We start from the raw sequence: 19,980 nt of genomic DNA, 5'->3' as shown, positions 1-19,980 counted from the left end.
CGGCGTGCCGGCCGGAAGCCCTCGTACTGGACGTACTTGGGCTTTCGGTCGGTGCGGCGAGTGGGGGTACCCCCTGCTCGAAGAGCTTGGGGGAGGCGTGCCGGGCGTCGCGACGGGGCAAACGTTGCCTGCCGCGGCACTGGGAGGCGTCCCGGGAAGGTCGGCTGCACCGGAGCAGGCCGCGCCGGCCTTCCTCGGCGCCCTCCGGGCGGGCGCGGTGCTCAGCGCCCGGGACGCACCGGCGACCCATGAGGTGTGCGAGCGCGTCGTAGCTGCCGTTCAGGGGCGCCCCGTCGCGCTCTGAACGCCCGGATGCCCTCGGTCGAGCCCAGGCCTGCGAGGATCAGCAGGGCGCCGTACACCGGCCAGTCTCCGTAGCGGACGTACGGGGTGATGCCGTGGCTGAGCGGGACGTCGTAGACCACTGACGCCCGCTGGCCGGTGCCGAGCCAGGAGCCGATGCGCTCGCCGCTCGGGCCGTAGACGGCGGAGACACCGGTCAGCGTGGCGTGCACCATCGGACGGCCGGTCTCCGCGGCACGCAGCGCGGCCAGTGAGGCATGCTGCTGCGGAGCCCAGCTCTGCTGGAACGTCGAGGTCGACGACTGGGCGATCAGCACGTCGGCGCCGTCCTTCGCGAGGTGGCGGCTCATGTCGGGGAACGCGGACTCGAAGCAGACCATCGGACCGATGCGCAGTCCGTGCCCGACGTTCATCACCACCTGCTCGGTGCCCCGCCTGCGGTCCACGCCGGCCGCCTTGCCGACCGAGGTGGCCCAGCCGAGCGCCGACCGCATCGGTATGTACTCGCCGAACGGGACGAGCCGCATCTTGTCGTAGCGGTCGCCGGTCGGGCCGTGCGGGCCGATGAGCACGGAACTCTTGTAGATGCCGGGGAGGTCGGAGCGGCGGGCGTCGACGTTCACGAGGATGTCGGCCTTCACCAGCCGGGACAGGGCAGCGACCCGGGCCGCGAGATCGGGCCGGTGGGCGAGGTCGAAGCCGACGCTGCTCTCGCCCCAGACGACCAGGCTCACGTTCTGTCCGGCGAGCTCACGGGTCAGCTGCTCCTCGTGGTCGAACCGCTTGGTGCCGCTGTCCGGGCCGCCGACGATTCCGGGCTGGACGACGGCGATCCGCACCTGCAAGCCGACCTCGGGGCGCGGTGACCAGACCCAGGCCGCCGAGGTCGCGACGGCCGTCGCGGCGAGCCCGGCCACTGCGGGCATGCGCGCCTCGCGCACCGACACGAGCATCGCGAGGGCCACGTTGACGGCCACGATCAGGAAGCTCAGCAGCCACACCCCGCCGATCGAGGCCAGCCGCAGTGCGGGCGCCACCTGCCACTGGCTCGAACCGAGCAGCCCCCAGGGGCCGCCGAGCCCCTGCCAGGAGCGGACCAGTTCGACCATCAGCCAGCCCGACGGCAGCACGACCAGGGCCGCGCCGACCCGCTTCGGCGAGGGCGCGCCTGTCAGCAAGCGCTGCACCAGCCAGCCCCAGGGCGCCCACAACACGCCGAGCAGGGCCGCGATGACGAAAAGGAAGACGTTCAGACTCGGCAGCAGCCAGTGGTGCACCGCCACCAGGAAGCCGAAGCCGCCGAGCCAGCCGTCATAGGCGGCCCGTCTGCCGGTCGGCGCCGAGCGGGCGAGCAGGATCCACGGGATCAGCGCGACGTACGCGAACCACCACCAGGAGGGCGCCGGGAAGGCGAGCATCGGCAGCGCACCCGCGAGCACGGCGGCGGCGCCGCGCCACCAGCGGGAGGAGAGCCAGTCGCTGGGCATCCTCACGTCGGCGCCTCCTCTCAGGTGCGTGCCCCTTCAGCGTGCGTGCCGACGGCGACTTTCGACAGGGGGCCTGCGGCGAGTGGGTAAGGGTCCGCCGACGCGGGGGCAGTCTCACGCCGGGCGGTCCGGCTTCACCGGCGGCGCGGTCACGCCGCCGTGATGACCTCGCCGCGTATCGCCGCAGCCCATTCCACAACCAGCAGCTCGTACTCCGCGCGCTCCTGAGTCGACAGGGAGCCGCCCGCGCGCTGCCAGAGCGCGCGAATCCGCTCGTTCAGATCGGCGGCGGACCGTGCGGAACCAAGGCTCAAGGAATCGGGGGACATGCGGAACAGCGTAGGGGCAGGGACTGACAGTGCGCTACCGGGCGACTGCGCGCACCGTATGCGGTTGGTCACGAACGGTTTCGTTGCCGGGAGTTGGGGATGGTGCCGACCGGTCCGGAGTGCTGCCAGGCTGTCCCGGTCGCTCCTCCAGGGTCAGGCCCAGGTGCGAGAGCGAGTCGGGAATGACCGTGAGAGTGTTGAACGAAGTGTTTACAACGATTGGTTGACGGCAACTCGTGTGCGGACCCATCCTGATCTCATGTCGACGACTCCCGAGCAGCACGCCGATCCCTTCACGCCTCCGCAGCCGGACCAGGCGCGAGCGCAGCGTGTGTACGCGTCCCTGTTTCGCATCGCCGAGCGACACGCAGCCACCGAGGAGCAGCGTCGCCGGCAGGTTCATCCTTCGGTCATTGCGCCGCACGAGGCGGTCAGGTTGGTGTCGTTCCTGCTCAGCGGTACCGCGCAGCGGGATGACGGCGAACCGGAGGTGGACCAGGCCGATGTCACGGCGGCGTTGAGCCTCGTTCCGCTGGTGCGCGGGGAGATGGACGAGCTGGAGGCCGGACTTCTTCAGATGGCACGCGGCCGCGGCATGACCTGGCAGGAGATCGCCTTCGGGCTCGGGCTCGGCACTCCGCAAGCCGCCAGGCAGCGATACGAGCGGCTGACCAGTCGCGTCAGGGCTGACGGAGAAGCCTTGGATTGAAGCTGGTGCCGCAGTGTCACGCGCGGGCGGTCAGGGGCCAGAAGCAGGCGTATTTCGGATGTGCGTTCGATATCGGGACGAAAATTCTCTCCCTGACCTTCCGCGGGGACTGGAGGGGTCGCCGGGGCCGCCTACTCCTCGAACCACTCCTCAGGCCCGCCTCCGTGCCACTCGATCAAGGGCGACTCGATCACGTCCAGTTCGTCCCAGCCTCCCAGCCCGGCACGCTGGAGCAGCACCGCCACATCGTGCAGGCGGTACGCCATCCCCAGCGTCACATCATCGGACTGGATGCGCCGGCCACCGGTCCCGGTGGGTGCGGACACGATCAGATGGTGCTCGGCCATGGCACCAGCTTCGCCCCTCGGGGCGTGGCGCGCATGTTGAGCCATTCGGATGAATCCGGCTCGCGGGATGCCGTAGTCGTAGGGCCTCGCTGCCGGACCCCTCGGTCATCAGGCGGTCGGCGGGCACGGTTACGGGATCTTTGCGGTGGGGTGCGGGCCCAGGAGTCCGGCGTGTTCGAGGTACTTCCGGGCGCCGGCGATGGCCTCGGGGGTGGTGGCGTACTCGCGGCCTTCGTGCCGCAGCAGGTCGAGCGCGCCGACGGAGTCCAGCACCTGGTGCTGTCCCAGGCGGATACCGGAGGCCATCACCACGATCCCGCGGCGGGCCAGCTTGACGACGGCGTCCTTGAGGACCAGGGCGCCGGTGGCGTCGATGGTCGTGACGCGGGACATGCGCAGGATCACCACGCGGACGTCGGCCACCTCGGACAGCTCGAGCAGGAAGCGGTGGGCCCCGGCGAAGAACAGCGGACCGTCGATGCGGTAGGCGACGATGTGCTCGGCGAGCAGCGCGTGTTCCTCCTCGCTGTGGTCGCCCGGCACATCGGGACGGAAGTCGACCTGGTCCATGCGGGTCTGCCTGGCCACCGCGCGAAGGGCGAGGGCGCCCGCGACGGCCAGGCCGATGATGACCGCGTACACCAGGTCCAGGGCCACGGTGGCCACGGCGGTCAGCACGAGTACGAGGGCGTCGGAGCGGGTGGCTTTGGCCATCGCGAGCAGCGAGCCGACCTCGACCATGCGGATCGCGGTCGCGATCAGCACCCCGGCCAGCGCGGCCAGCGGGATCCTGGAGACCAGCGGCGCGGCGGCGAACACGATCACGCCGAGGATCACCGCGTGGGTGAGGGCGGCCAGCCGGGAGGAGGCGCCGGTACGGACGTTGACCGCGGTACGGGCTATCGCGCCGGTCGCGGGGACGCCGCCGAACAGCGGGGCGGCGATGTTCGCCAGGCCCTGTCCGAACAGCTCCTTGTCCGGGTCGTGCTTCTGGCCCACCGTCATCGTCATGCCGTCGGCGACCTGCGCGGACAGCAGCGACTCCAGGGCGGCGAGCGCGGCGACCGCGACGGCCGGCGCCAAGAGAGAGCCGAACGCGGAGAGGTCGACGAAACCGAGCGACGGAGCGGGCAGGCCCGACGGCAGATCCCCGATCGGGGCGGCGGCATCGAGAGAGAAGACCTGCGCCACGATCGTGGCGGCGATCACGGCGATGATCGAGAACGGAACGGTCGGCCGCCACCGGGCCCCCGCCAGCATCACCGCGGCCACTGAGAGCGCGAGTGCGACAGCGGTCCAGTTCGGCGACGCGACGAAAGCCTCGGCGGCCCGCCAGGTGACCGTCAGGACCCTGTCGCCCTCCGGCTTGCCCACGCCCAGTGCGTTCGGGACCTGCTGCAACCCGATTACCAGGGCGATACCGAGCGTGAAGCCCTCCACCACCGAGGCCGGGATGTAGGCCATGTACCGGCCCGCCCGCACTACGGCCAGGCCGAGCAGGATCACCCCGGCGATCAGGCCCACGGTCAGGACGCCGCCCGAGCCGTGCTGGGCGGCGATCGGCACAAGGACCACGGTCATCGCCCCGGTCGGACCGGACACCTGAAGATTCGAGCCGCCGAACAGCGCCGCGATCGCGCCCGCCACCACGGCAGTGGCCAGCCCCGCCTCGGCACCCAGACCGGAGGAGACCCCGAAGCCGAGCGCCAGCGGCAGCGCGACGATCGCCACCGTCAGGCCGGCCAGCAGGTCCTGTTTCGGGGCGCGGCCCATCATCGCCAGATCGGCACGCGAGGGCAGTAGGGAACACACCCGGGCAACCCCCCGGGTCACCAGGGTGCTCACCGGTTCGGAACCTCGGCTTCCCGCAGCTCGGCCAGCAGCTCGTTCTGCCCCGCCAGCATCTCGGTCAGGATCCGGCGGGCCGCCCGCATCAGCTCCGCCACATCTCCACCGGCTAGCTGGTAGATGACGGTGGAGCCCTCGCGTGTGGAGGTGACGATCCCGGAACGCCGCAGGACGGCCAGCTGCTGGGAGAGTGCGGCGGGCTCGATCTCGATCTCGGCAAGCAGGTCGCGTACGGCCGTCGGGCCGTCCTGGAGGAGCTCCAGGACGCGGATCCGCACGGGATGACCCAGCATGCGGAAGAACTCCGCCTTCGCCTGATACAGCGGAACCGGCACTGCCCTGTCTCCTCCTCGTCGACTTCTCCCGCGCAGCCGCACATCGTCGGGGCACCGCGCAGGACGCGCTGCGCCTCGCCGGCGCCCGTCGCGTCTGCGCAGGCGGGGGCCGTACCCCCATAGAGGTGGCACGGCCAGCCATCCATGATGTAGAGAATTGCAAAATTATGCAATTCGCGAACCCACGCCTGTCGGCCTGAACGAGCGTTCCGCGGCACCGTCAGTCCGGCGTCGGCATCCGGGCGGTGCGCCGTGTGGCCCCGTCCAGATGCCGGTGCCCGGAGAGCGATTCGCCCCGTCAGCCCGCCGACTCGCCCGCGTGAGGGCTCAGTACACCGGCGCTGACCAGGGCGATGATGGCCACCCCGAGGGCCACCCGGTACCAGACGAACGGCATGAAGGACTTCGAGGAGATGAACTTCATGAACCACGCGATGACCGCGTAACCCGACACGAACGCGATGACCGTCGCGAACAGCGTCGGTCCCCAGCTCACATGCCCGGCAGCCGCGGCGTCCTTGAGCTCGAACACGCCCGAGGCCAGCACGGCCGGGATGGCCAGCAGGAAGGAGTAGCGGGCCGCGGCCTCACGCCGGTAGCCCAGGAACAGGCCGCCGCTGATCGTGGCACCGGAGCGGGAGACACCGGGAATCAGGGCCATCGCCTGGCAGAAGCCGTAGATCAGACCGTCCTTGATGTTCAGGTCCTGGAGCGTCTTGCGCTGCTTCGGGAGCCGGTGGCGGCCGCTCGCCTCGTCGCGCGCCGCGAGCCGGTCCGCGACGCCGAGGACCACGCCCATGACGATCAGCATCGTCGCGGTGATCCGCAGATCGCGGAACGGGCCCTCGATCTGGTCCTTGAGGGTCACCCCGAGCACACCGATGGGTATGGAGCCGACGATCACCAGCCAGCCCATCCGCGCGTCGGGGTCCTGCCGCATGTTCTTGTCGAACAGCGAGCGGAACCAGGCCGAGAGGATGTTCGCGATGTCCTTGCGGAAGTAGATCAGCACCGCCGCCTCCGTGCCGATCTGGGTGATCGCGGTGAACGCGGCGCCTGGATCCGTCCAGCCCGCGAAGACCGCGGTCAGCCGCAGATGCGCGCTGGAGGAGACGGGGAGGAATTCGGTCAGCCCCTGGACGAGTCCGAGGACGAGGGATTCAAACCAAGACATGAAGTGATGTGGTCCAAGCGCTGATCGTGGAAGCGGCGACGGGCACGCCGAGCCGCGGCGCGCCGGAGCGCAACCGGTACTCGGGTGTGTTGGGGGGCAGATTAGCTCCCCAAGATGACGCCACCACCACGGGAGCGTTACCGACGGTTGAAGCAGCCCGAACCGCCGCGCGGGATGTGCGGGCTGTCGAACGTGTACCCGGGGACGCCGTGGACGGGCCTACTTCCCCTTGAAGTGGTGGCGCTTTCGCCAGGCCACCACCGCGCCGGCCAGCGCGGGGATGGCGATGAAGCACATCGCGACCAGAAAGGCGGGCGAGGTCGGCCGCGCGGCGCGAGCGCCGGCGACGACGTACGCGGCGGTGTTCGGGATCGAGCCGAGCGCCGTTGCGACCAGGAACGGCGCCCAGCGCATCCGGGAGACGGCCGCACAGTAGTTGGCAGCCCAGAACGGCACCCCCGGGAACAGCCGGGCGGCCATCATCGAGCGGAACCCGTGCCTGCTCAACTGCCCGTCCGCCGCATTCAGCCAGCGGCCGCGCAGGAGCAGGCGCAGCGCGTCCTGCCCGAGCAGGCGGCCGAGTCCGAAGGCGAGCCCGGCCCCGAGCACCGTGCCGGCGAGGGCCGTGCCCGTACCCAGCTGGGAGCCGAACAGGGCACCCCCCGCGAGGTTCAGCAGCGGACGTGGCACGAACGCGACCGTGCACAGTCCGTACGCCACGGCGAAGACGAGGGCTGCCGCGACACCCGCGAGCTGCGGTGGCCAGCCGTGGGTCAGCAGCTTCTGCGGCTCGAACAGCAGCATGCAGGACGCGGCCGCGGCGAGCAGCGCCACCAGCAGGGCGAGCCGCGACCAGGGTGAGAGCAGCACTCTGGTGCAGCGGGTGGTGAAACCGAGCGGTGCGGCGACGGCGGCGGCCGACGCGGTGGTGAACTCCGCGGCGGTGGCCTGGGGAGAGGCCATGGCGGTGCCCCCAGAGCGGGTGGTGGCATCGAGCATCTGGTGACAGTAACCGACCGGCGTGTGTGATCGCCGTATGGCGGGTGTCCCGGGCGTCACGGCTTGGGGTGCTGCGGACGTACCGCCCGCGGCGCCGAACAGCCGCTCAGTGACTCCCTGTTGCTTCCTTTCGCTACGGACCGCCCGATGCTCGGGCCGCGTGAAAAACCATTCGACGTGGGCGGATCCGTCGACGAGGATCTACGGCATGTTCCGGTACGCCTTCGTCCTTGCAGCATCCGCCGCCGCGGATGCGCCGAAGGCTGCCTTCCCGCTTCTCCTGGCAGCCGTTGACGGCGCCCGAAGCTGACCCTCCCCGGATCGTCCGGCGGACCCCGCAGGGGGAGGGTCGGCACGTCCTTGGGGTCCCCGTCCCGGCCGGCCTTCCCCGCGCCGGGGCCGTCACTCGGTACCACTGAAGAGGCTTCGAGGTACAGCCATGCCCAAGACGGCATACGTGCGCACCAAACCGCACCTGAACATCGGCACGATGGGTCACGTCGACCACGGCAAAACCACCCTGACCGCTGCCATCACCAAGGTCCTCGCCGAGCGCGGCGCCTCCGCCTTCGTGCCCTTCGACCGGATCGACCGGGCCCCGGAGGAGGCGGCGCGGGGCATCACCATCAACATCGCGCACGTCGAGTACGAGACCGACACCCGGCACTACGCGCACGTGGACATGCCCGGCCACGCCGACTACGTCAAGAACATGGTCACCGGAGCCGCGCAGCTCGACGGAGCGATCCTCGTCGTCTCCGCGCTCGACGGAGTCATGCCGCAGACCGCCGAACACGTGCTGCTGGCCCGGCAGGTGGGTGTCGACCACATCGTCGTCGCCCTCAACAAGGCCGACGCGGGCGACGAGGAGCTCACGGACCTCGTCGAGCTCGAGATCCGCGAACTGCTGACCGCGCAGGGCTACCCGGGCGAGTCCGTACCGGTGGTCCGGGTCTCCGGGCTCAAGGCCCTTGAGGGAGACCCACGTTGGACCGCGGCGATCGACGCGCTGCTCGACGCGGTGGACACCTATGTGCCCATGCCCGAGCGGTACGTGGACGCGCCGTTCCTGCTACCGGTGGAGAACGTGCTCACCATCACCGGCCGCGGCACGGTCGTCACGGGCGCCGTGGAACGCGGCACCGTCCGTGTGGGCGACCGCGTCGAGGTGCTCGGTGCCGGCCTGGAGACCGTGGTCACCGGCCTGGAGACCTTCGGCAAGCCCATGGAGGAGGCGCAGGCCGGGGACAACGTGGCGCTGCTGCTGCGCGGGGTGCCGCGTGACGCGGTGCGTCGCGGACACATCGTCGCGGCGCCCGGCAGCGTCGCGCCGAGCCGTCGCTTCTCGGCGCAGGTCTACGTCCTGTCGGCGCGCGAGGGCGGCCGTACGACCCCGGTGTCGACCGGCTACCGGCCGCAGTTCTACATCCGCACCGCGGACGTGGTCGGCGACGTCGACCTCGGGGAGACGGCGGTCGCCCGGCCCGGCGACACGGTCACCATGACGGTGGAGCTGGGCCGCGAGGTCCCGCTGGAGCCCGGCCTCGGCTTCGCGATCCGCGAGGGCGGCCGGACGGTCGGCGCGGGCACGGTGACGACCGTGGGCTGAGCCCGGCCCGCCGGTGACGGCCGAGCGGCCCGGCACGCGGGTGCCCACCCGGAAGGGGTGGGCACCCGCGTTCGCGACGGACGGGGTGTCCCGCCGGTCGAGGCGACGGCCTGTCCGGGCTGCCGCGCACCGTGTACGGCCCGGGACTCCTGCCCCTGCACAATGGACGGGTGAGCGAGCCCATACCCGTGACCCGTGCCGTGGACCACGGCACTGCCAAGTTGATGCCCGACGTGGACCGTGAGAGGGCCTGGCTGCTGACGGTCGACGGGGCGCCGCAGTCGTACGTCGATCTGGACGCGCCGACGCATCTGGAGTTCGAGTACGCGCGACGGCTCGGCCATGTGCTGGACACGGTGGCGGAGCCGGGTCAGGCCCTGGACGTGCTGCACCTCGGCGGGGGCGCGCTCACCCTGCCCCGCTATCTCGTCGCGACCCGGCCGGGCTCACGGCAGGACGTGGTGGAGGCCGACCGGGGCCTGCTCGACCTCGTCGTGGAGCATCTGCCGCTGCCCGCGGACGCCGGTATCGCCCTGCACCCGGACGACGCCCGCGCCTGGCTGGAGGCCGCCCCGCAGGACTCTGCCGACATCGTGATCGCCGATGTCTTCGGCGGCTCGCGTATCCCCGCCCATCTGACCACGGTGGCGTACGCACGCGCCGCCGAGCGGGTGCTGCGCGAGGACGGCGTCTATCTGGCGAACCTCGCCGACGCCGCGCCCTTCGCCTTCCTCCGCTCCCAACTCGCCACGTTCGCCGAGGTGTTCGAGGAGCTGGCGCTGATCGCCGAGCCGGCGGTGCTGCGCGGGCGCCGCTTCGGTAATGCCGTCCTCATCGCCGGCCACCAGCCACTGGACACAGCTCTCCTGGCCCGTCGCACCGCCGCGGACGCCTTCCCCGCCCGCGTCGAACACGGCTCTGTGCTACGGGACTTCATGGGCAGCGCAGGGCCGGTGCACGACGAGGACGCCGTACCGTCACCGGAGCCGCCGGGCGGGGCCTTCACCATCGGCTGACCCCCACGACCGGGCTCATCACCGGTCGTGGGGGAACCCGGCGCGGTTCAGGACCCCACCGGGTCGCCGTGGAGCCGTACCGTGCTGAGGATCTTCATGATCGTCGCGTCCGGGAGTTCGTCCTTCACGCCCGTAGCGCCGTAGAGGTTCCAGGCGACGAAGTCGCCCTTGGAGTTCTTGAAGCCGAACGTGATGGCCTTGCCGTCGCTCGCGCACTTCCCCTTCTGGGGCGTGTTCTTGGAGCGGGCCCAGGCGAGCTTGCCCTCGACACCGGCCGCGGTCGTGTACGGCTTCGCCTTGTGGTCGAAGGTGACGCTCTTCTTGTCGGGCTGCGTGTAACCGCCGAACACCCACCACGGGACCGCGGTCACGGCGACCTGCTCGGTGCTCTTGGAGCCGTTCGAGCCCTTGGTGCCCACCGCGGCCAGCGGGGTGTTGTCCACCCGCCCGTCCTTGTCCTCGTCGGAGGTGCACCACTCCTTCTTGAGGTACGCGGGCGCCGACATGGTGATGAGCGGCTCGTCACCGGGCTTGGCGTCGTGCTTCTCGAAACCGATCAGCGTGTCGGGCGACTCGACGTTCCAGTCCGGCGGCACGTCGAAGGCCGTTCCCCACCTGGGGTTGATGACCACCTTCCAGCCCGCGATGGTCGGCTTCTCGGTCTCCGCGCCGCGTGAGTCGTCGGACGAGGACTCCGAGGGCGTCGCGCTCTGCGAGGTGCTGGTCGGCGCGTGGGTGTTCTTGTCGCCGCCGGCGTTGTCGTCCTTGTTGCTGCCCAGAACCAGGAATCCGGTGACGCCGGCGGCCACGACCACGGCTGTGGCCGCCACGATGGCGACGAGCTTCGTCCGGTTTCCGCCACCCCCGCCGTCCGGTGACCCTACGACCGTGGGCCCGTCCCACTGCGACGGCCCGGGCTGCTGATAGGGATTCGGCTGCTGGAAACCCGGCTGCTGGTACGGGTTCGGCTGCTGGTACCCCGGTTGCTGGTAGGGGTTGTTCTGGTTCTGCGGATTCTGCTCGCCCCCGGGCGGCTGCTGTCCTGGCCACATGGGCCATAACCCTAGTGCCGACCGGGACACGTTTCGGTCACCGATCTTCGTCAGGCCCGTACCGGAAGCGGGAATGAAGGCGGTCCTACCGGTTGTCGTGCAGCCGCGCGATCCGCAGCCACGCGATGCCGACGGTCTTCCTCGGCGCCGCGTCCGGTGTTTCGGCGGAGACGCCCTTGGTGCCCGGGGGAAGCACAGCCCGTCCCTCCAGGGGTGGCCAGGCTTACTACTCGCCGGTAACATCTCGCTCATGACAGTTGGAAACGCCTCGATGGGCGAGATGCTGGCCACCGCGGTCCCGATGGTGCGCACCCTGAACCTGGAGTTCGCCGAGGTCACCGCGGAGCGCGCGGTGCTCCGGCTTCCGGACCAGCCGGACTACCACAATCACCTCGGCGGCCCCCACGCCGGTGCCATGTTCACGTTGGCCGAGTCCGCCAGCGGTGCCATCGTCCTGACGGCCTTCGGCGACCAGCTCTCGCGCGCGGTACCGCTCGCCGTGCGGGCCGAGATCGACTACAAGAAGCTGGCCATGGGAGCCGTGACGGCCACGGCGACCCTGGGCCGCCCGGCGGCCGAGGTCATCGCGGATCTCGACGAGGGCAAGCGGCCGGAGTTCCCGGTCGCCATCGCCCTGCAGCGCGAGGACGGGGCCGTCACGGGCGAGATGACGGTGGTGTGGACCCTGCGGCCCAACGGCTGAGGGGCCGAACGCGGTGCAGACGTCGGCACGGCCGCACTGCCTCGGCACTCGGGGGCCGTGCGGCCGTGGCGCATGTCATCACCGAACGCGTTTCAACCGGTCAACCTGTACACGCGGCAGGCGTTGTCGCGGCCCGTCCACGCGGCGATCCGCAGCGCATCGGGCAGGCTCAGTTCGTCGGCGCCCACCCGGTCCTGAAGCAGCCCCGCCAGACCCTGCCGGAAGGCCAGCGCGCCGAGTTGGTAGAACTCGGCGATCCCGTAGGCGTCGGAGCTGTAGAGAAGCTTGCGGAACGGGGTGATCTCCAGTGCCTCCTCCAGGATCGCCCGGGCGCGCGCGGGGCCGACGTAGTGGAGGGTGAGCCCGACGTCCAGGTACACCTGCTCGAAGACCGCGGCCAGGTAGGCGGCCTGACGCTGGTAGGGCCAGCAGTGCAGCAGCAGGACCGGGATGGTGCCGGAGGTGAGGTGGAGCCAGTCGGTCAGATGGGTGGGGTCCACCCGGTGCATCCGGATGTCGTTGTCCCCGAAGCCGGTGTGCAGTTGAAGGGGGAGCCCGAGGTCCACCGCCGTCCAGAGCAGATGCCGTACCAGGACGGGGTCGTCCAGGCGGGGACGGGTGTGTGCCGTCTCCCCGGCTCCGCACCCTCGGCCGCCGGTGCCTCCCGCGGCCAGCCAGTGCCGGGCCGCCTCGGTGACCTCCGGGCCCGACGGCCGACGGGGATCCAGGTCGAATCCCGTGCGGTACGCGGCGACGGACTTCACCGCCACCGCGCCCCGCTCGGCGACGGCCTCCGCCATGGCGGCGAGGAACGCGGACGCGTACTCGTCCGGCTCCACTCCCTCGGCCGCCACGGCCTCGGCGACGGCCTCCAGGCGTACGACGTCGTACGCGGCAGCTTGAGCACCCGCGGCGCCGGCGAGTTCCGCGGGTGTCGTGAGACGGTCCGGGGCGTAGCCGGTGTCGACGCAGAACGTGTCCGTCCCCGCGTCCGCGAGGAATCGCCGGGTCACCTCACGCCAGCCCAACTCGGCCCGCCGGTCCAGGTATTCCGCGGCGGGAGCATGCCGCGGCAGGTCCAGCAGGGGAGCGCAGTGGCGGCGGACGGCCACGCCGACAGGGCTGTCGAAGGGGGTGATGCCGCTCGCGGGCCATACGTCCCCCTCGGTGATCAGCGACTGGAATGCTTCCGGAGTCAGATCAGCGGGGACGACGCCATGGCAGTGATGATCCACGAGCGAGAGACCGGCGAGGGCCTCGTGGACCGGCCCGGTGGCGGGTGGTGGGCTGCTCATGGCCGCACGGCCTCCTCGGACGGTCGTCGGATTTTGCTGTCCCCGCCGGTGGTCAGTACTTCCACCGGTACGCCGCCGCCACCAGCTCGTCGTCGAGCCCGGCCACGGCGGCGATCTCTCCGAGGCGTACGGCGATCACCGCGTCCGCCAGGACCGGCCCCAACGCGCCGCGGAGCCGTTCGTCCTTGCTGAACTTCCCGACGGCCTCCTCCAGCGATACCGGCAGGCGGCACACGCCCCGGGCCACCGCCTCCTCGGCGGTGAACCGTGCGGGATCTCCGGTGACCTCCTCGGGCAGCGGCGAGGACGACTCCAGGCCGTCGAGCCCGGCGGTGATGAGGCAACCGAGCGCGAGGTACGGGTTGGCGGCCAGGTCGACCGGCTTCACCTCCAGGTTCGCCGCCCGGCCGCTCAGTCCCGCCGTGCCGGTGATGACGCGCACCGCGGCTTCGCGGGTCTCGTGGCCCCAGACGGTGAACACCCCGGCCCACTGCGAGGGCTTGAGCCGCAGATAGCTCGCCGGGCTCGGGGCCGTCACCGCCGTGAGCGCGGGCAGGTGGGCGAGCAGGCCGGCGGCGAACGACTCGGCCGCGGCCGTCATGCCGTACCGGTGCTCGCCGCCCGTGTGCAGATTGACCCCGTGGTGCCATGCGGAGAGATGGACGTGCCCGCCGTTGCCGACCCCTTTCGCGGTGACCGCCGGGGTGAACGCGGCCCTGAGCCCATGGCGCCTGGACACCGCCAAGATGGTCTGCCGTACCAGCACGCTCCGGTCCGCGGCGGCAACGGGGTCGAGCGCGCCCACCGAGATCTCGAACTGCCCGGCCGCGTACTCGGGGTGGATCTGGTCGACGTCCACCCCCTGGGCCGCGAACGCCGCCAGCAACTCCACGATGTAGTCGCTCAGTTCGACCTGCCGGATGGCGCCGTAGGCCGGACCGGACGTCGCGGGCACGAACTCGTCCCCCGGCGCGGATCCCTGCCCGAGGGCCCACTCGACCTCGATGGCCGCCTTGAAGGTGATGCCGTGGTCCCGGGCGGCGTCCGCGACGACACGGCGCAGGAAGGTACGGCTGCACGCCGGGTGCCGCTCGCCCTCCTGGGTGATCCGGTCCACCGGGGCCCATGCCCAGCCGGGCTGTGCGGACAGGACCACGAGGCGGTCGAGGTCGGGATACAGGCGAAGATCACCGTCCGGCGAGCCGAGCACATCGGTGGAGACGATGGAGTCGTTCGCCAGGAAGGTGTCGAACACCGGCGACATCCCCACGCCCCAGGCGGCGGCCGAGGCGAGCCGGGCCGTCGGGACGGTCTTGACCCGGCCGATGCCCGCGGTGTCGACGTACGCAAGGACGATGCCGTGCACGCCCCGCCCCGACAGTTCCGCGCACAGCGCGGTGGCCCGCTCGACGTCACCCGGGCGCCCGCCGGGTTCGGGGTCTGCCAGCGTGGTCATGCGTCCTCCTCGGCGAGTTGCGACCCGGGCCCGATGGCCGTGCGGCACCGCCGTCAGGGCCGTTCACCGGGTGAACGAGCGACGCCGCCGATGAGTTGCGTCACGGAGGGAGCGGGCGTTGGCACGGTCGGGGCGGGTGCGGGGGCGGGCATGAGGCCCGCCGCCGAGGCCGGCCGAGCAGGTAGGCTTTCGGGAGTGCGCCCCAGCGGGCGCGCCCGAAGATACGGACGCGAATCGGGGAGGAACCGGCGGTGCACGTCCAGGAGTGGCTCGACACGGTACCAGCGGCCCTCGTCTACGCTGTGGTGGCCCTGGTGATCGGCGTGGAGAGCCTGGGCATCCCCCTGCCGGGCGAGATCGTCCTGGTGTCCGCCGCACTGATGTCCTCCCAGCACGACGGCATCAACCCCGTGGTCCTGGGTGCCTGCGCGACCATCGGCGCCGTCGTCGGCGACTCCATCGGCTACGCCATCGGCCGCAAGGGCGGACGGCCCCTGCTGGCCTGGCTGGGGAAGAAGTTCCCCAGGCACTTCAGCGAGGGCCATGTCGCGACCGCCGAGCGGTCCTTCACCAAGTGGGGCATGTGGGCGGTCTTCTTCGGCCGTTTCGTCGCCCTGCTGCGCATCTTCGCGGGCCCGCTCGCCGGCGTGCTGCACATGCCGTACTGGAAGTTCCTGATCGCCAACGTCCTGGGCGGCGTCATCTGGGCGGGCGGCACCACCGCGGTCATCTACTACGTAGGCGTGGTCGCCGAGGCCTGGCTGAAGAAGTTCTCGTATCTGGGGCTGGTGGCGGCCGTGCTCATCGGTCTGGCCTCGATGCTGATCGTCAAGCGGAAGGCGAAGAAGGCGTCGGCCGAGCGCGAGGCGGCCGAGCCCGAGACCGTCCCGGCCGCCGACTGACGGCTCAAGGCTGCTCGTGCACGCCTCGGTGCGCCTGCGCGAGTTCCGCGTACATCGTTGCGTTCAGGGTGATGCCCTCGCGCTCCTCGGCGGTCAGTTCCCGCCTGACCTTCGCGGGTACGCCCGCGACGAGTGAGCCCGGGGGCACCCGCATGCCCTGCGGCACCAGGGCCTGGGCGGCGACGAGGGAGCCCGCGCCTATCACCGCGCCGTTGAGGACCGTGGCACCCATGCCGATCAGGCAGTCGTCCTCGACGGTCGCGCCATGGACGACGGCGTTGTGGCCGATGGAGACCCGCTCGCCGACGGTGACCGGGAATCCCGGGTCCGCATGGAGCGTGCAGTTGTCCTGCACATTGCTGCTCGCGCCGACGGAGATCCGCTCGACGTCGCCGCGCAGCACCGCGCCGTACCAGACGTTCGCGCCCGCGTGCAGTGTCACCTCCCCGATCACCACGGACGTGGGCGCCGTGAACGCCGCCTGATCCACCTGGGGATCCCTGCCGCCGATGCCCGTGATCAGCGCCCTGTGGGTCATTGCCGTCTCCTCGTGGTCGATTCACCGGCACGCTACGCCATCGGTGGGGTGAAGATCACAGCCGTACGGTGTCATGGGCGTACCCCGTGCTGAGTACGGTGATCGGGTGCCCAGAAGCAGGAACACGTTCTCATCATGGCGACGCGGTCTCGCGCAGCGCGCCGTCCACGCGGGCTGGGCCTGGGTACAGCGCACGGGGTCCGTGACCGCGGAGCACCCCGGGCGCCTTCGCTTCGGCGCGATGGGAACAGGTACCAGACTCGCCTTCCCGCTCGGCACGGTCTTCGGAGAGCCCTGGATCCATGTCGGCGCGTACTGCATCATCGGCGAACAGGTCACCCTGACCGCAGGTCTGATGCCCGACCTCGACCTGGGCCCCGACCCGATCCTGCGTATCGGCGACGGCGTCGTGCTCGGCCGCGGCAGCCATGTCATCGCCGACACGGCGGTCACGATCGGCAGCGACTGCTACTTCGGGCCGTACGTCTACGTGACCTCCACGAACCACTCGTACGACGATCCCCATCAGCCGATCGGCAAGCAGTGGCCGCGGATGGAGCCGGTGGAGATCGGTCCGGGGTGCTGGATAGGAACGGGCGCGGTGATCCTGCCGGGGGCGCGGATCGGGCGGAACGTGGTGGTGGCGGCCGGTGCGGTCGTACGAGGAGAGGTGCCGGACCATGCGGTGGTGGCCGGGGCCCCGGCCCGGGTCGTACGGCGCTGGACGCCTGAAGACGGGTGGCAGCCGCCGCTGAGGACGCCGGCCCCGGTGCCGATCCCCGTAGGGGTCACGCCGGAGCAGTTGCGGGCTTTGTCGGAGCTGGACGAGGACTCCGCCGCCCGGCTGGCGGAGCTGGACGCCGAGGCCTGAGCCGGTCGGCTCGCGCCCGTCGTGGCCTCCGGGCGGAGCGAGGTGCTTCCCGCTCCGGCTGAAGCCGGTGGTCTCGCCAGGGGAACCGATGGGCGGTCTCGCAGTACAGTTCAGTGAATGATCAGGTGCACCACACCGTAGTTCAGTTCGCTGAACCCTGTCAGACGGAATATTGGACGGAATGTGTCGGACCTCGACCTGCTGACCCAGTCCCTGGCGCGCAATGTCAAGCGCTGGCGCACCGAACGAGGCTTCACCCTGGAGGCGCTCGCCGCCCGCGCCGGAGTCAGCCGCGGCATGCTCATCCAGATCGAGCAGGCCCGCACCAATCCGAGCATCGGCACGATCGTCAAGATCGGCGACGCCCTCGGCGTCAGCGTTACCTCGTTGCTCGACTACGAGCAGGGTCCCGAGGTCCGCATCGTCCCGGGCGAGCAGGCCGTACGCCTCTGGCACACCGACGCGGGCAGCTTCAGCCGCCTTCTGGCGGGCACCGAGGCGCCCGGCCCGCTGGAGTTGTGGGACTGGCGGCTGATGCCGGGCGACCGCAGCCCGTCGGACCCGCACCCCGCCGGCACGGTCGAACTCGTCCATGTCACGGCGGGCGAGTTGACGCTCACCGTCGATGGGGTCCCCTACCGCGTCCCCGCGGGTGCGAGCGCTTCCTTCGAGGCCGACACCCCGCACATCTACGGCAACGACGGCGATGTGCCGATGGAGATGGTCATGGCGGTCTCGGTGCCGCCCGCGCGCTGAGACACCCGTCAGGGGGTTGGGCCACCGCTGTTAGCGTGCCGTCATGCGCGCACCCATCGGAGACTTCGACAACGCCATGCCCGCCCCCGACTGCGTCGACGAGCTGACCCGTCCGGTCGCGGACGCCGTGCGCCGGTGGAGCGGCAGCGTGCCCGCCGACCAGATCGTCTATGTCGACACCGAACCCGAGTGGGCCGACACCGCGGTCTTCCTCGAGCACTACGGCAGCGATCTGCTCGACCGCTCCGCCAACTGCGTCGTGGTCGCGGGGAAGCGGGGCAGTGAGGCGACGCTGGCCGCCTGCGTGGTCCTCTCCGGTACGCGGGTCGACGTGAACGGTGTGGTCCGCCGTCAACTCGGTGCCCGTAAGGCCTCGTTCGCGCCGATGGAGGTGGCGACGGGGGAGACCGGCATGGAGTACGGCGGCATCACGCCGATCGGACTGCCCGGCGCCTGGCCGGTGTTGGTGGACTCGGCGGTGGTCGACCTGCCTTATGTGCTGGTCGGCAGCGGCCGGCGTCGGGGGAAGCTGCTGGTGCCGGGCAAGGCGTTCGCGGAGCTGGGGAACGCGGTGGTGCTGGAGGGGCTGGGCGTCTGACGGCCGTGTCCCGGCTCCCGGCAAGGGGCTTGACCGATGTGTGCGTGAACCCGTCCGTGCGCGCGGCCCGTCGGCGACCGGTGCGACCGAACCGATCGCGCGGCCCGTCCGGCTGTGATGGCGGGCGACCGACGCGCAGGGCGGAAGCGACGTGGGCCAGGACCGAACGCGGTCCTGGCCCACGGGCCTGTCATGCTGCGGCCCGGCGGCGAGGCCGGATCCGACGAGGTCAGGCAGCGGTGGCCGGGGCCTGCGAGAGCAGTGCGACGACCTTGGTCAGGTCCTCGACGACCTCGGTGTCGTCGGCCGGGTGGGTCTCGGCGAAGCGGGTCACGGAGCCGGGGATGGACAGCTTGGCCTCCTCGACGACGACGGCACCGGCGATGCCCACGGCCTTGCGGGCCTCGTCCTGCGCCCACACGCCGCCGTACTGGCCAAACGCGGTGCCGACGACGGCGACCGGCTTGGCGGAGAGGGCGCCGGCGCCGTACGGACGGGACAGCCAGTCGATCGCGTTCTTCAGAACGGCCGGCATGGTGCCGTTGTACTCGGGCGAGAAGAGCAGCAGGGCGTCCGCCTGGCCGGCGGCGGCGCGCAGCTTGACGGCGGCCTCCGGGATGCCGCCCTCGACGTCGATGTCCTCGTTGTAGAAGGGGACGTCGGCCAGCCCCTCGAAGAGCTCCACCTCGACGCCCTCGGGGGCGTGCTTCACGGCGGCCTCGGCGAGCTGACGGTTGTGGGAACCGGCGCGAAGGCTGCCGACGAGCGCGAGGATGCGTACGGACATGGCAAAACTCCCAGAGTGTGTTCAGAAGCCAAGAGGACCGGGTGAGTCCGTTGAATGTTGTACCACCTTAACCGGACCACGGTCCACTTCCTGTCCAATCTAACCGGACCCAGGTCCGCTTGTCGTCCCGGGGCGCTACGCTGACCTCATGATCGAGCCGCTCCCGCCCTCACCGATGTCACAGGACAACCTCGGCGGCCGTGCAGACCTCGCCCTCATGCCCTCCGGAGAGGCGCCCCGGCTGCGCGCCGATGCCGCGCGCAACCGCACCCGGCTGCTGGAGGTCGCCGCCCGCCTGGCCGCCGAGCGCGGCATTGCGAACGTGACCATGGAGGACATCGCCTGCGGTGCCGGGGTCGGCAAGGGCACCGTCTTCCGGCGGTTCGGTGACCGCACGGGCCTGCTGGTAGAGCTGCTCAGCCATCACGAGCAGCAGTTCCAGTCGTCCTTCCTCTCCGGGCCGCCGCCGCTCGGCCCGGGCGCGCCCCCGGCGCAGCGTCTGCGCGCCTTCGGCTGCACCGTGATCCGCCACGAGCGCGCGCACCGGGACTTCTACCTGGCCGCGCACGCGGAGCCGGGCCGCCGCCGCACCAGCCCGGCGTACCAGTTCCGGCTGGCCCACGTCGGCATGCTGCTGCGCGAGGCGCGGGTGGACGGCGACATCGAACTCATCGCGCACGCACTGCTCGGCTATCTGGAGACGGTACTCATCGACGATCTGCTCACCCACCGCGGGATCTCCGTGGAGCGCGTGGAGGCCGGCTGGTGCGACCTGGTCGACCGTTTCACGGGCTGATGTCCCGGCTGACCTGCGTCCCGGACTCCGGACCGCTGAACCCCGGCGCGCCGACGCCCCGGGAGGGAGC

The 19,980-nt window shown here is 71.0% G+C and carries 21 protein-coding genes; 9 read left to right on the top strand and 12 right to left on the bottom strand.

The genetic code is table 11. From position 1 onward, the window contains the following. Positions 1-221 precede the first annotated feature (221 nt). Positions 222-1,790 (bottom strand): apolipoprotein N-acyltransferase, encoded by a 1,569-nt coding sequence (gene lnt, locus BIV24_RS21395; protein ID WP_071368002.1) that lies wholly within the window; start codon positions 1,788-1,790, stop codon positions 222-224. A 149-nt stretch (positions 1,791-1,939) separates the two neighbouring features. After that, positions 1,940-2,119, bottom strand: coding sequence for a hypothetical protein (locus tag BIV24_RS21390; protein ID WP_071368007.1), 180 nt, complete (start codon positions 2,117-2,119; stop codon positions 1,940-1,942). Between the two features lie 259 nt (positions 2,120-2,378). On the opposite strand from BIV24_RS21390, the gene BIV24_RS21385 reads away from it, so the two are divergent. Next, entirely contained in the window at positions 2,379-2,828 is a 450-nt protein-coding gene (locus BIV24_RS21385; RefSeq protein ID WP_071368001.1) for a DNA-binding protein, read from the top strand. A 131-nt stretch (positions 2,829-2,959) separates the two neighbouring features. Here BIV24_RS21385 and BIV24_RS21380 read toward each other — a convergent pair whose 3' ends face one another. The 5 genes from BIV24_RS21380 to BIV24_RS21360 all read right to left on the bottom strand — a co-directional run bounded on the left by BIV24_RS21380 (position 2,960) and on the right by BIV24_RS21360 (position 7,531). Further along, the gene (locus BIV24_RS21380; RefSeq protein ID WP_071368000.1) at positions 2,960-3,175 is read right to left on the bottom strand and encodes a hypothetical protein; all 216 of its coding nucleotides are present in this window, start codon (positions 3,173-3,175) and stop codon (positions 2,960-2,962) included. Positions 3,176-3,304: 129 nt separating this feature from the next. Continuing rightward, positions 3,305-4,951 (bottom strand): SulP family inorganic anion transporter, encoded by a 1,647-nt coding sequence (locus BIV24_RS21375; protein ID WP_425442582.1) that lies wholly within the window; start codon positions 4,949-4,951, stop codon positions 3,305-3,307. A gap of 65 nt (positions 4,952-5,016) precedes the next feature. Continuing rightward, positions 5,017-5,358, bottom strand: coding sequence for an ArsR/SmtB family transcription factor (locus BIV24_RS21370; protein ID WP_071367998.1), 342 nt, complete (start codon positions 5,356-5,358; stop codon positions 5,017-5,019). Between the two features lie 298 nt (positions 5,359-5,656). Then, the gene (locus tag BIV24_RS21365; RefSeq protein WP_071367997.1) at positions 5,657-6,532 is read right to left on the bottom strand and encodes an undecaprenyl-diphosphate phosphatase; all 876 of its coding nucleotides are present in this window, start codon (positions 6,530-6,532) and stop codon (positions 5,657-5,659) included. A gap of 219 nt (positions 6,533-6,751) precedes the next feature. Further along, positions 6,752-7,531: a TVP38/TMEM64 family protein gene (locus tag BIV24_RS21360; RefSeq protein ID WP_071367996.1), complete on the bottom strand. Its 780-nt coding sequence runs from the start codon at positions 7,529-7,531 to the stop codon at positions 6,752-6,754. A 439-nt stretch (positions 7,532-7,970) separates the two neighbouring features. Between BIV24_RS21360 and tuf the strand changes: the two genes are divergently transcribed. Together tuf and BIV24_RS21350 are read left to right on the top strand one after the other, a co-directional pair. Beyond that, complete coding sequence (tuf, locus tag BIV24_RS21355; protein WP_071367995.1) at positions 7,971-9,140, top strand: elongation factor Tu; 1,170 nt, start codon at positions 7,971-7,973, stop codon at positions 9,138-9,140. Between the two features lie 170 nt (positions 9,141-9,310). After that, the gene (locus BIV24_RS21350; protein WP_071367994.1) at positions 9,311-10,156 is read left to right on the top strand and encodes a spermidine synthase; all 846 of its coding nucleotides are present in this window, start codon (positions 9,311-9,313) and stop codon (positions 10,154-10,156) included. Between the two features lie 47 nt (positions 10,157-10,203). Here BIV24_RS21350 and BIV24_RS21345 read toward each other — a convergent pair whose 3' ends face one another. Further along, the gene (locus tag BIV24_RS21345; RefSeq protein ID WP_071367993.1) at positions 10,204-11,208 is read right to left on the bottom strand and encodes a DUF8017 domain-containing protein; all 1,005 of its coding nucleotides are present in this window, start codon (positions 11,206-11,208) and stop codon (positions 10,204-10,206) included. Between the two features lie 250 nt (positions 11,209-11,458). On the opposite strand from BIV24_RS21345, the gene BIV24_RS21340 reads away from it, so the two are divergent. Then, complete coding sequence (locus tag BIV24_RS21340; protein WP_071367992.1) at positions 11,459-11,911, top strand: DUF4442 domain-containing protein; 453 nt, start codon at positions 11,459-11,461, stop codon at positions 11,909-11,911. Between the two features lie 92 nt (positions 11,912-12,003). Here the strand turns inward: BIV24_RS21340 and BIV24_RS21335 are convergent, their stop codons facing one another. Then, the gene (locus BIV24_RS21335) at positions 12,004-13,206 is read right to left on the bottom strand and encodes an amidohydrolase family protein (RefSeq protein ID WP_071367991.1); all 1,203 of its coding nucleotides are present in this window, start codon (positions 13,204-13,206) and stop codon (positions 12,004-12,006) included. Between the two features lie 52 nt (positions 13,207-13,258). Beyond that, on the bottom strand, positions 13,259-14,662 hold the full coding sequence (locus BIV24_RS21330; protein ID WP_071367990.1) for a type I glutamate--ammonia ligase: 1,404 nt from the start codon (positions 14,660-14,662) through the stop codon (positions 13,259-13,261). A 251-nt stretch (positions 14,663-14,913) separates the two neighbouring features. Here BIV24_RS21330 and BIV24_RS21325 point away from each other — a divergent pair, with 251 nt between their 5' ends. Next, complete coding sequence (locus BIV24_RS21325) at positions 14,914-15,564, top strand: DedA family protein (RefSeq protein WP_071367989.1); 651 nt, start codon at positions 14,914-14,916, stop codon at positions 15,562-15,564. Positions 15,565-15,568: 4 nt separating this feature from the next. Here the strand turns inward: BIV24_RS21325 and BIV24_RS21320 are convergent, their stop codons facing one another. After that, positions 15,569-16,102 (bottom strand): gamma carbonic anhydrase family protein, encoded by a 534-nt coding sequence (locus BIV24_RS21320; RefSeq protein WP_071367988.1) that lies wholly within the window; start codon positions 16,100-16,102, stop codon positions 15,569-15,571. A gap of 106 nt (positions 16,103-16,208) precedes the next feature. On the opposite strand from BIV24_RS21320, the gene BIV24_RS36100 reads away from it, so the two are divergent. From BIV24_RS36100 to BIV24_RS21305, 3 genes are all read left to right on the top strand, one after another. Continuing rightward, a complete protein-coding gene (locus BIV24_RS36100; RefSeq protein WP_071367987.1) occupies positions 16,209-16,973 on the top strand; it encodes an acyltransferase in 765 nt (254 codons plus the stop codon). 183 nt (positions 16,974-17,156) lie between these two features. Then, complete coding sequence (locus BIV24_RS21310) at positions 17,157-17,729, top strand: helix-turn-helix domain-containing protein (RefSeq protein WP_071367986.1); 573 nt, start codon at positions 17,157-17,159, stop codon at positions 17,727-17,729. A 43-nt stretch (positions 17,730-17,772) separates the two neighbouring features. Beyond that, entirely contained in the window at positions 17,773-18,327 is a 555-nt protein-coding gene (locus tag BIV24_RS21305; protein ID WP_071367985.1) for a YbaK/EbsC family protein, read from the top strand. A gap of 229 nt (positions 18,328-18,556) precedes the next feature. On the opposite strand, the gene BIV24_RS21300 is transcribed toward BIV24_RS21305, so the two are convergent. Beyond that, the gene (locus tag BIV24_RS21300) at positions 18,557-19,114 is read right to left on the bottom strand and encodes an NAD(P)H-dependent oxidoreductase (RefSeq protein ID WP_071367984.1); all 558 of its coding nucleotides are present in this window, start codon (positions 19,112-19,114) and stop codon (positions 18,557-18,559) included. 148 nt (positions 19,115-19,262) lie between these two features. Between BIV24_RS21300 and BIV24_RS21295 the strand changes: the two genes are divergently transcribed. After that, entirely contained in the window at positions 19,263-19,910 is a 648-nt protein-coding gene (locus BIV24_RS21295) for a TetR/AcrR family transcriptional regulator (RefSeq protein ID WP_071367983.1), read from the top strand. Positions 19,911-19,980 lie beyond the last annotated feature (70 nt).

Source organism: Streptomyces colonosanans, from assembly GCF_001866645.1.
GTDB lineage: Bacteria > Actinomycetota > Actinomycetes > Streptomycetales > Streptomycetaceae > Streptomyces > Streptomyces colonosanans.
The sequence above is the reverse complement of the archived record's forward strand: the minus strand, read 5'-3'. Positions and strand labels throughout refer to the sequence as shown.

Excerpts from the sequence above, each read along its gene's own strand:
- lnt (WP_071368002.1), bottom strand. The coding sequence starts at position 1,790 with ATGCCCAGCGACTGGCTCTCCTCCCGCTGGTGGCGCGGCGCCGCCGCC.
- BIV24_RS21390 (WP_071368007.1), bottom strand. The coding sequence starts at position 2,119 with ATGTCCCCCGATTCCTTGAGCCTTGGTTCCGCACGGTCCGCCGCCGAT.
- BIV24_RS21385 (WP_071368001.1), top strand. The coding sequence starts at position 2,379 with ATGTCGACGACTCCCGAGCAGCACGCCGATCCCTTCACGCCTCCGCAG.
- BIV24_RS21380 (WP_071368000.1), bottom strand. The coding sequence starts at position 3,175 with ATGGCCGAGCACCATCTGATCGTGTCCGCACCCACCGGGACCGGTGGC.
- BIV24_RS21375 (WP_425442582.1), bottom strand. The coding sequence starts at position 4,951 with ATGATGGGCCGCGCCCCGAAACAGGACCTGCTGGCCGGCCTGACGGTG.
- BIV24_RS21365 (WP_071367997.1), bottom strand. The coding sequence starts at position 6,532 with ATGTCTTGGTTTGAATCCCTCGTCCTCGGACTCGTCCAGGGGCTGACC.
- BIV24_RS21360 (WP_071367996.1), bottom strand. The coding sequence starts at position 7,531 with ATGCTCGATGCCACCACCCGCTCTGGGGGCACCGCCATGGCCTCTCCC.
- tuf (WP_071367995.1), top strand. The coding sequence starts at position 7,971 with ATGCCCAAGACGGCATACGTGCGCACCAAACCGCACCTGAACATCGGC.
- BIV24_RS21345 (WP_071367993.1), bottom strand. The coding sequence starts at position 11,208 with ATGTGGCCAGGACAGCAGCCGCCCGGGGGCGAGCAGAATCCGCAGAAC.
- BIV24_RS21340 (WP_071367992.1), top strand. The coding sequence starts at position 11,459 with ATGACAGTTGGAAACGCCTCGATGGGCGAGATGCTGGCCACCGCGGTC.
- BIV24_RS21335 (WP_071367991.1), bottom strand. The coding sequence starts at position 13,206 with ATGAGCAGCCCACCACCCGCCACCGGGCCGGTCCACGAGGCCCTCGCC.
- BIV24_RS21330 (WP_071367990.1), bottom strand. The coding sequence starts at position 14,662 with ATGACCACGCTGGCAGACCCCGAACCCGGCGGGCGCCCGGGTGACGTC.
- BIV24_RS21320 (WP_071367988.1), bottom strand. The coding sequence starts at position 16,102 with ATGACCCACAGGGCGCTGATCACGGGCATCGGCGGCAGGGATCCCCAG.
- BIV24_RS21305 (WP_071367985.1), top strand. The coding sequence starts at position 17,773 with ATGCGCGCACCCATCGGAGACTTCGACAACGCCATGCCCGCCCCCGAC.
- BIV24_RS21300 (WP_071367984.1), bottom strand. The coding sequence starts at position 19,114 with ATGTCCGTACGCATCCTCGCGCTCGTCGGCAGCCTTCGCGCCGGTTCC.
- BIV24_RS21295 (WP_071367983.1), top strand. The coding sequence starts at position 19,263 with ATGATCGAGCCGCTCCCGCCCTCACCGATGTCACAGGACAACCTCGGC.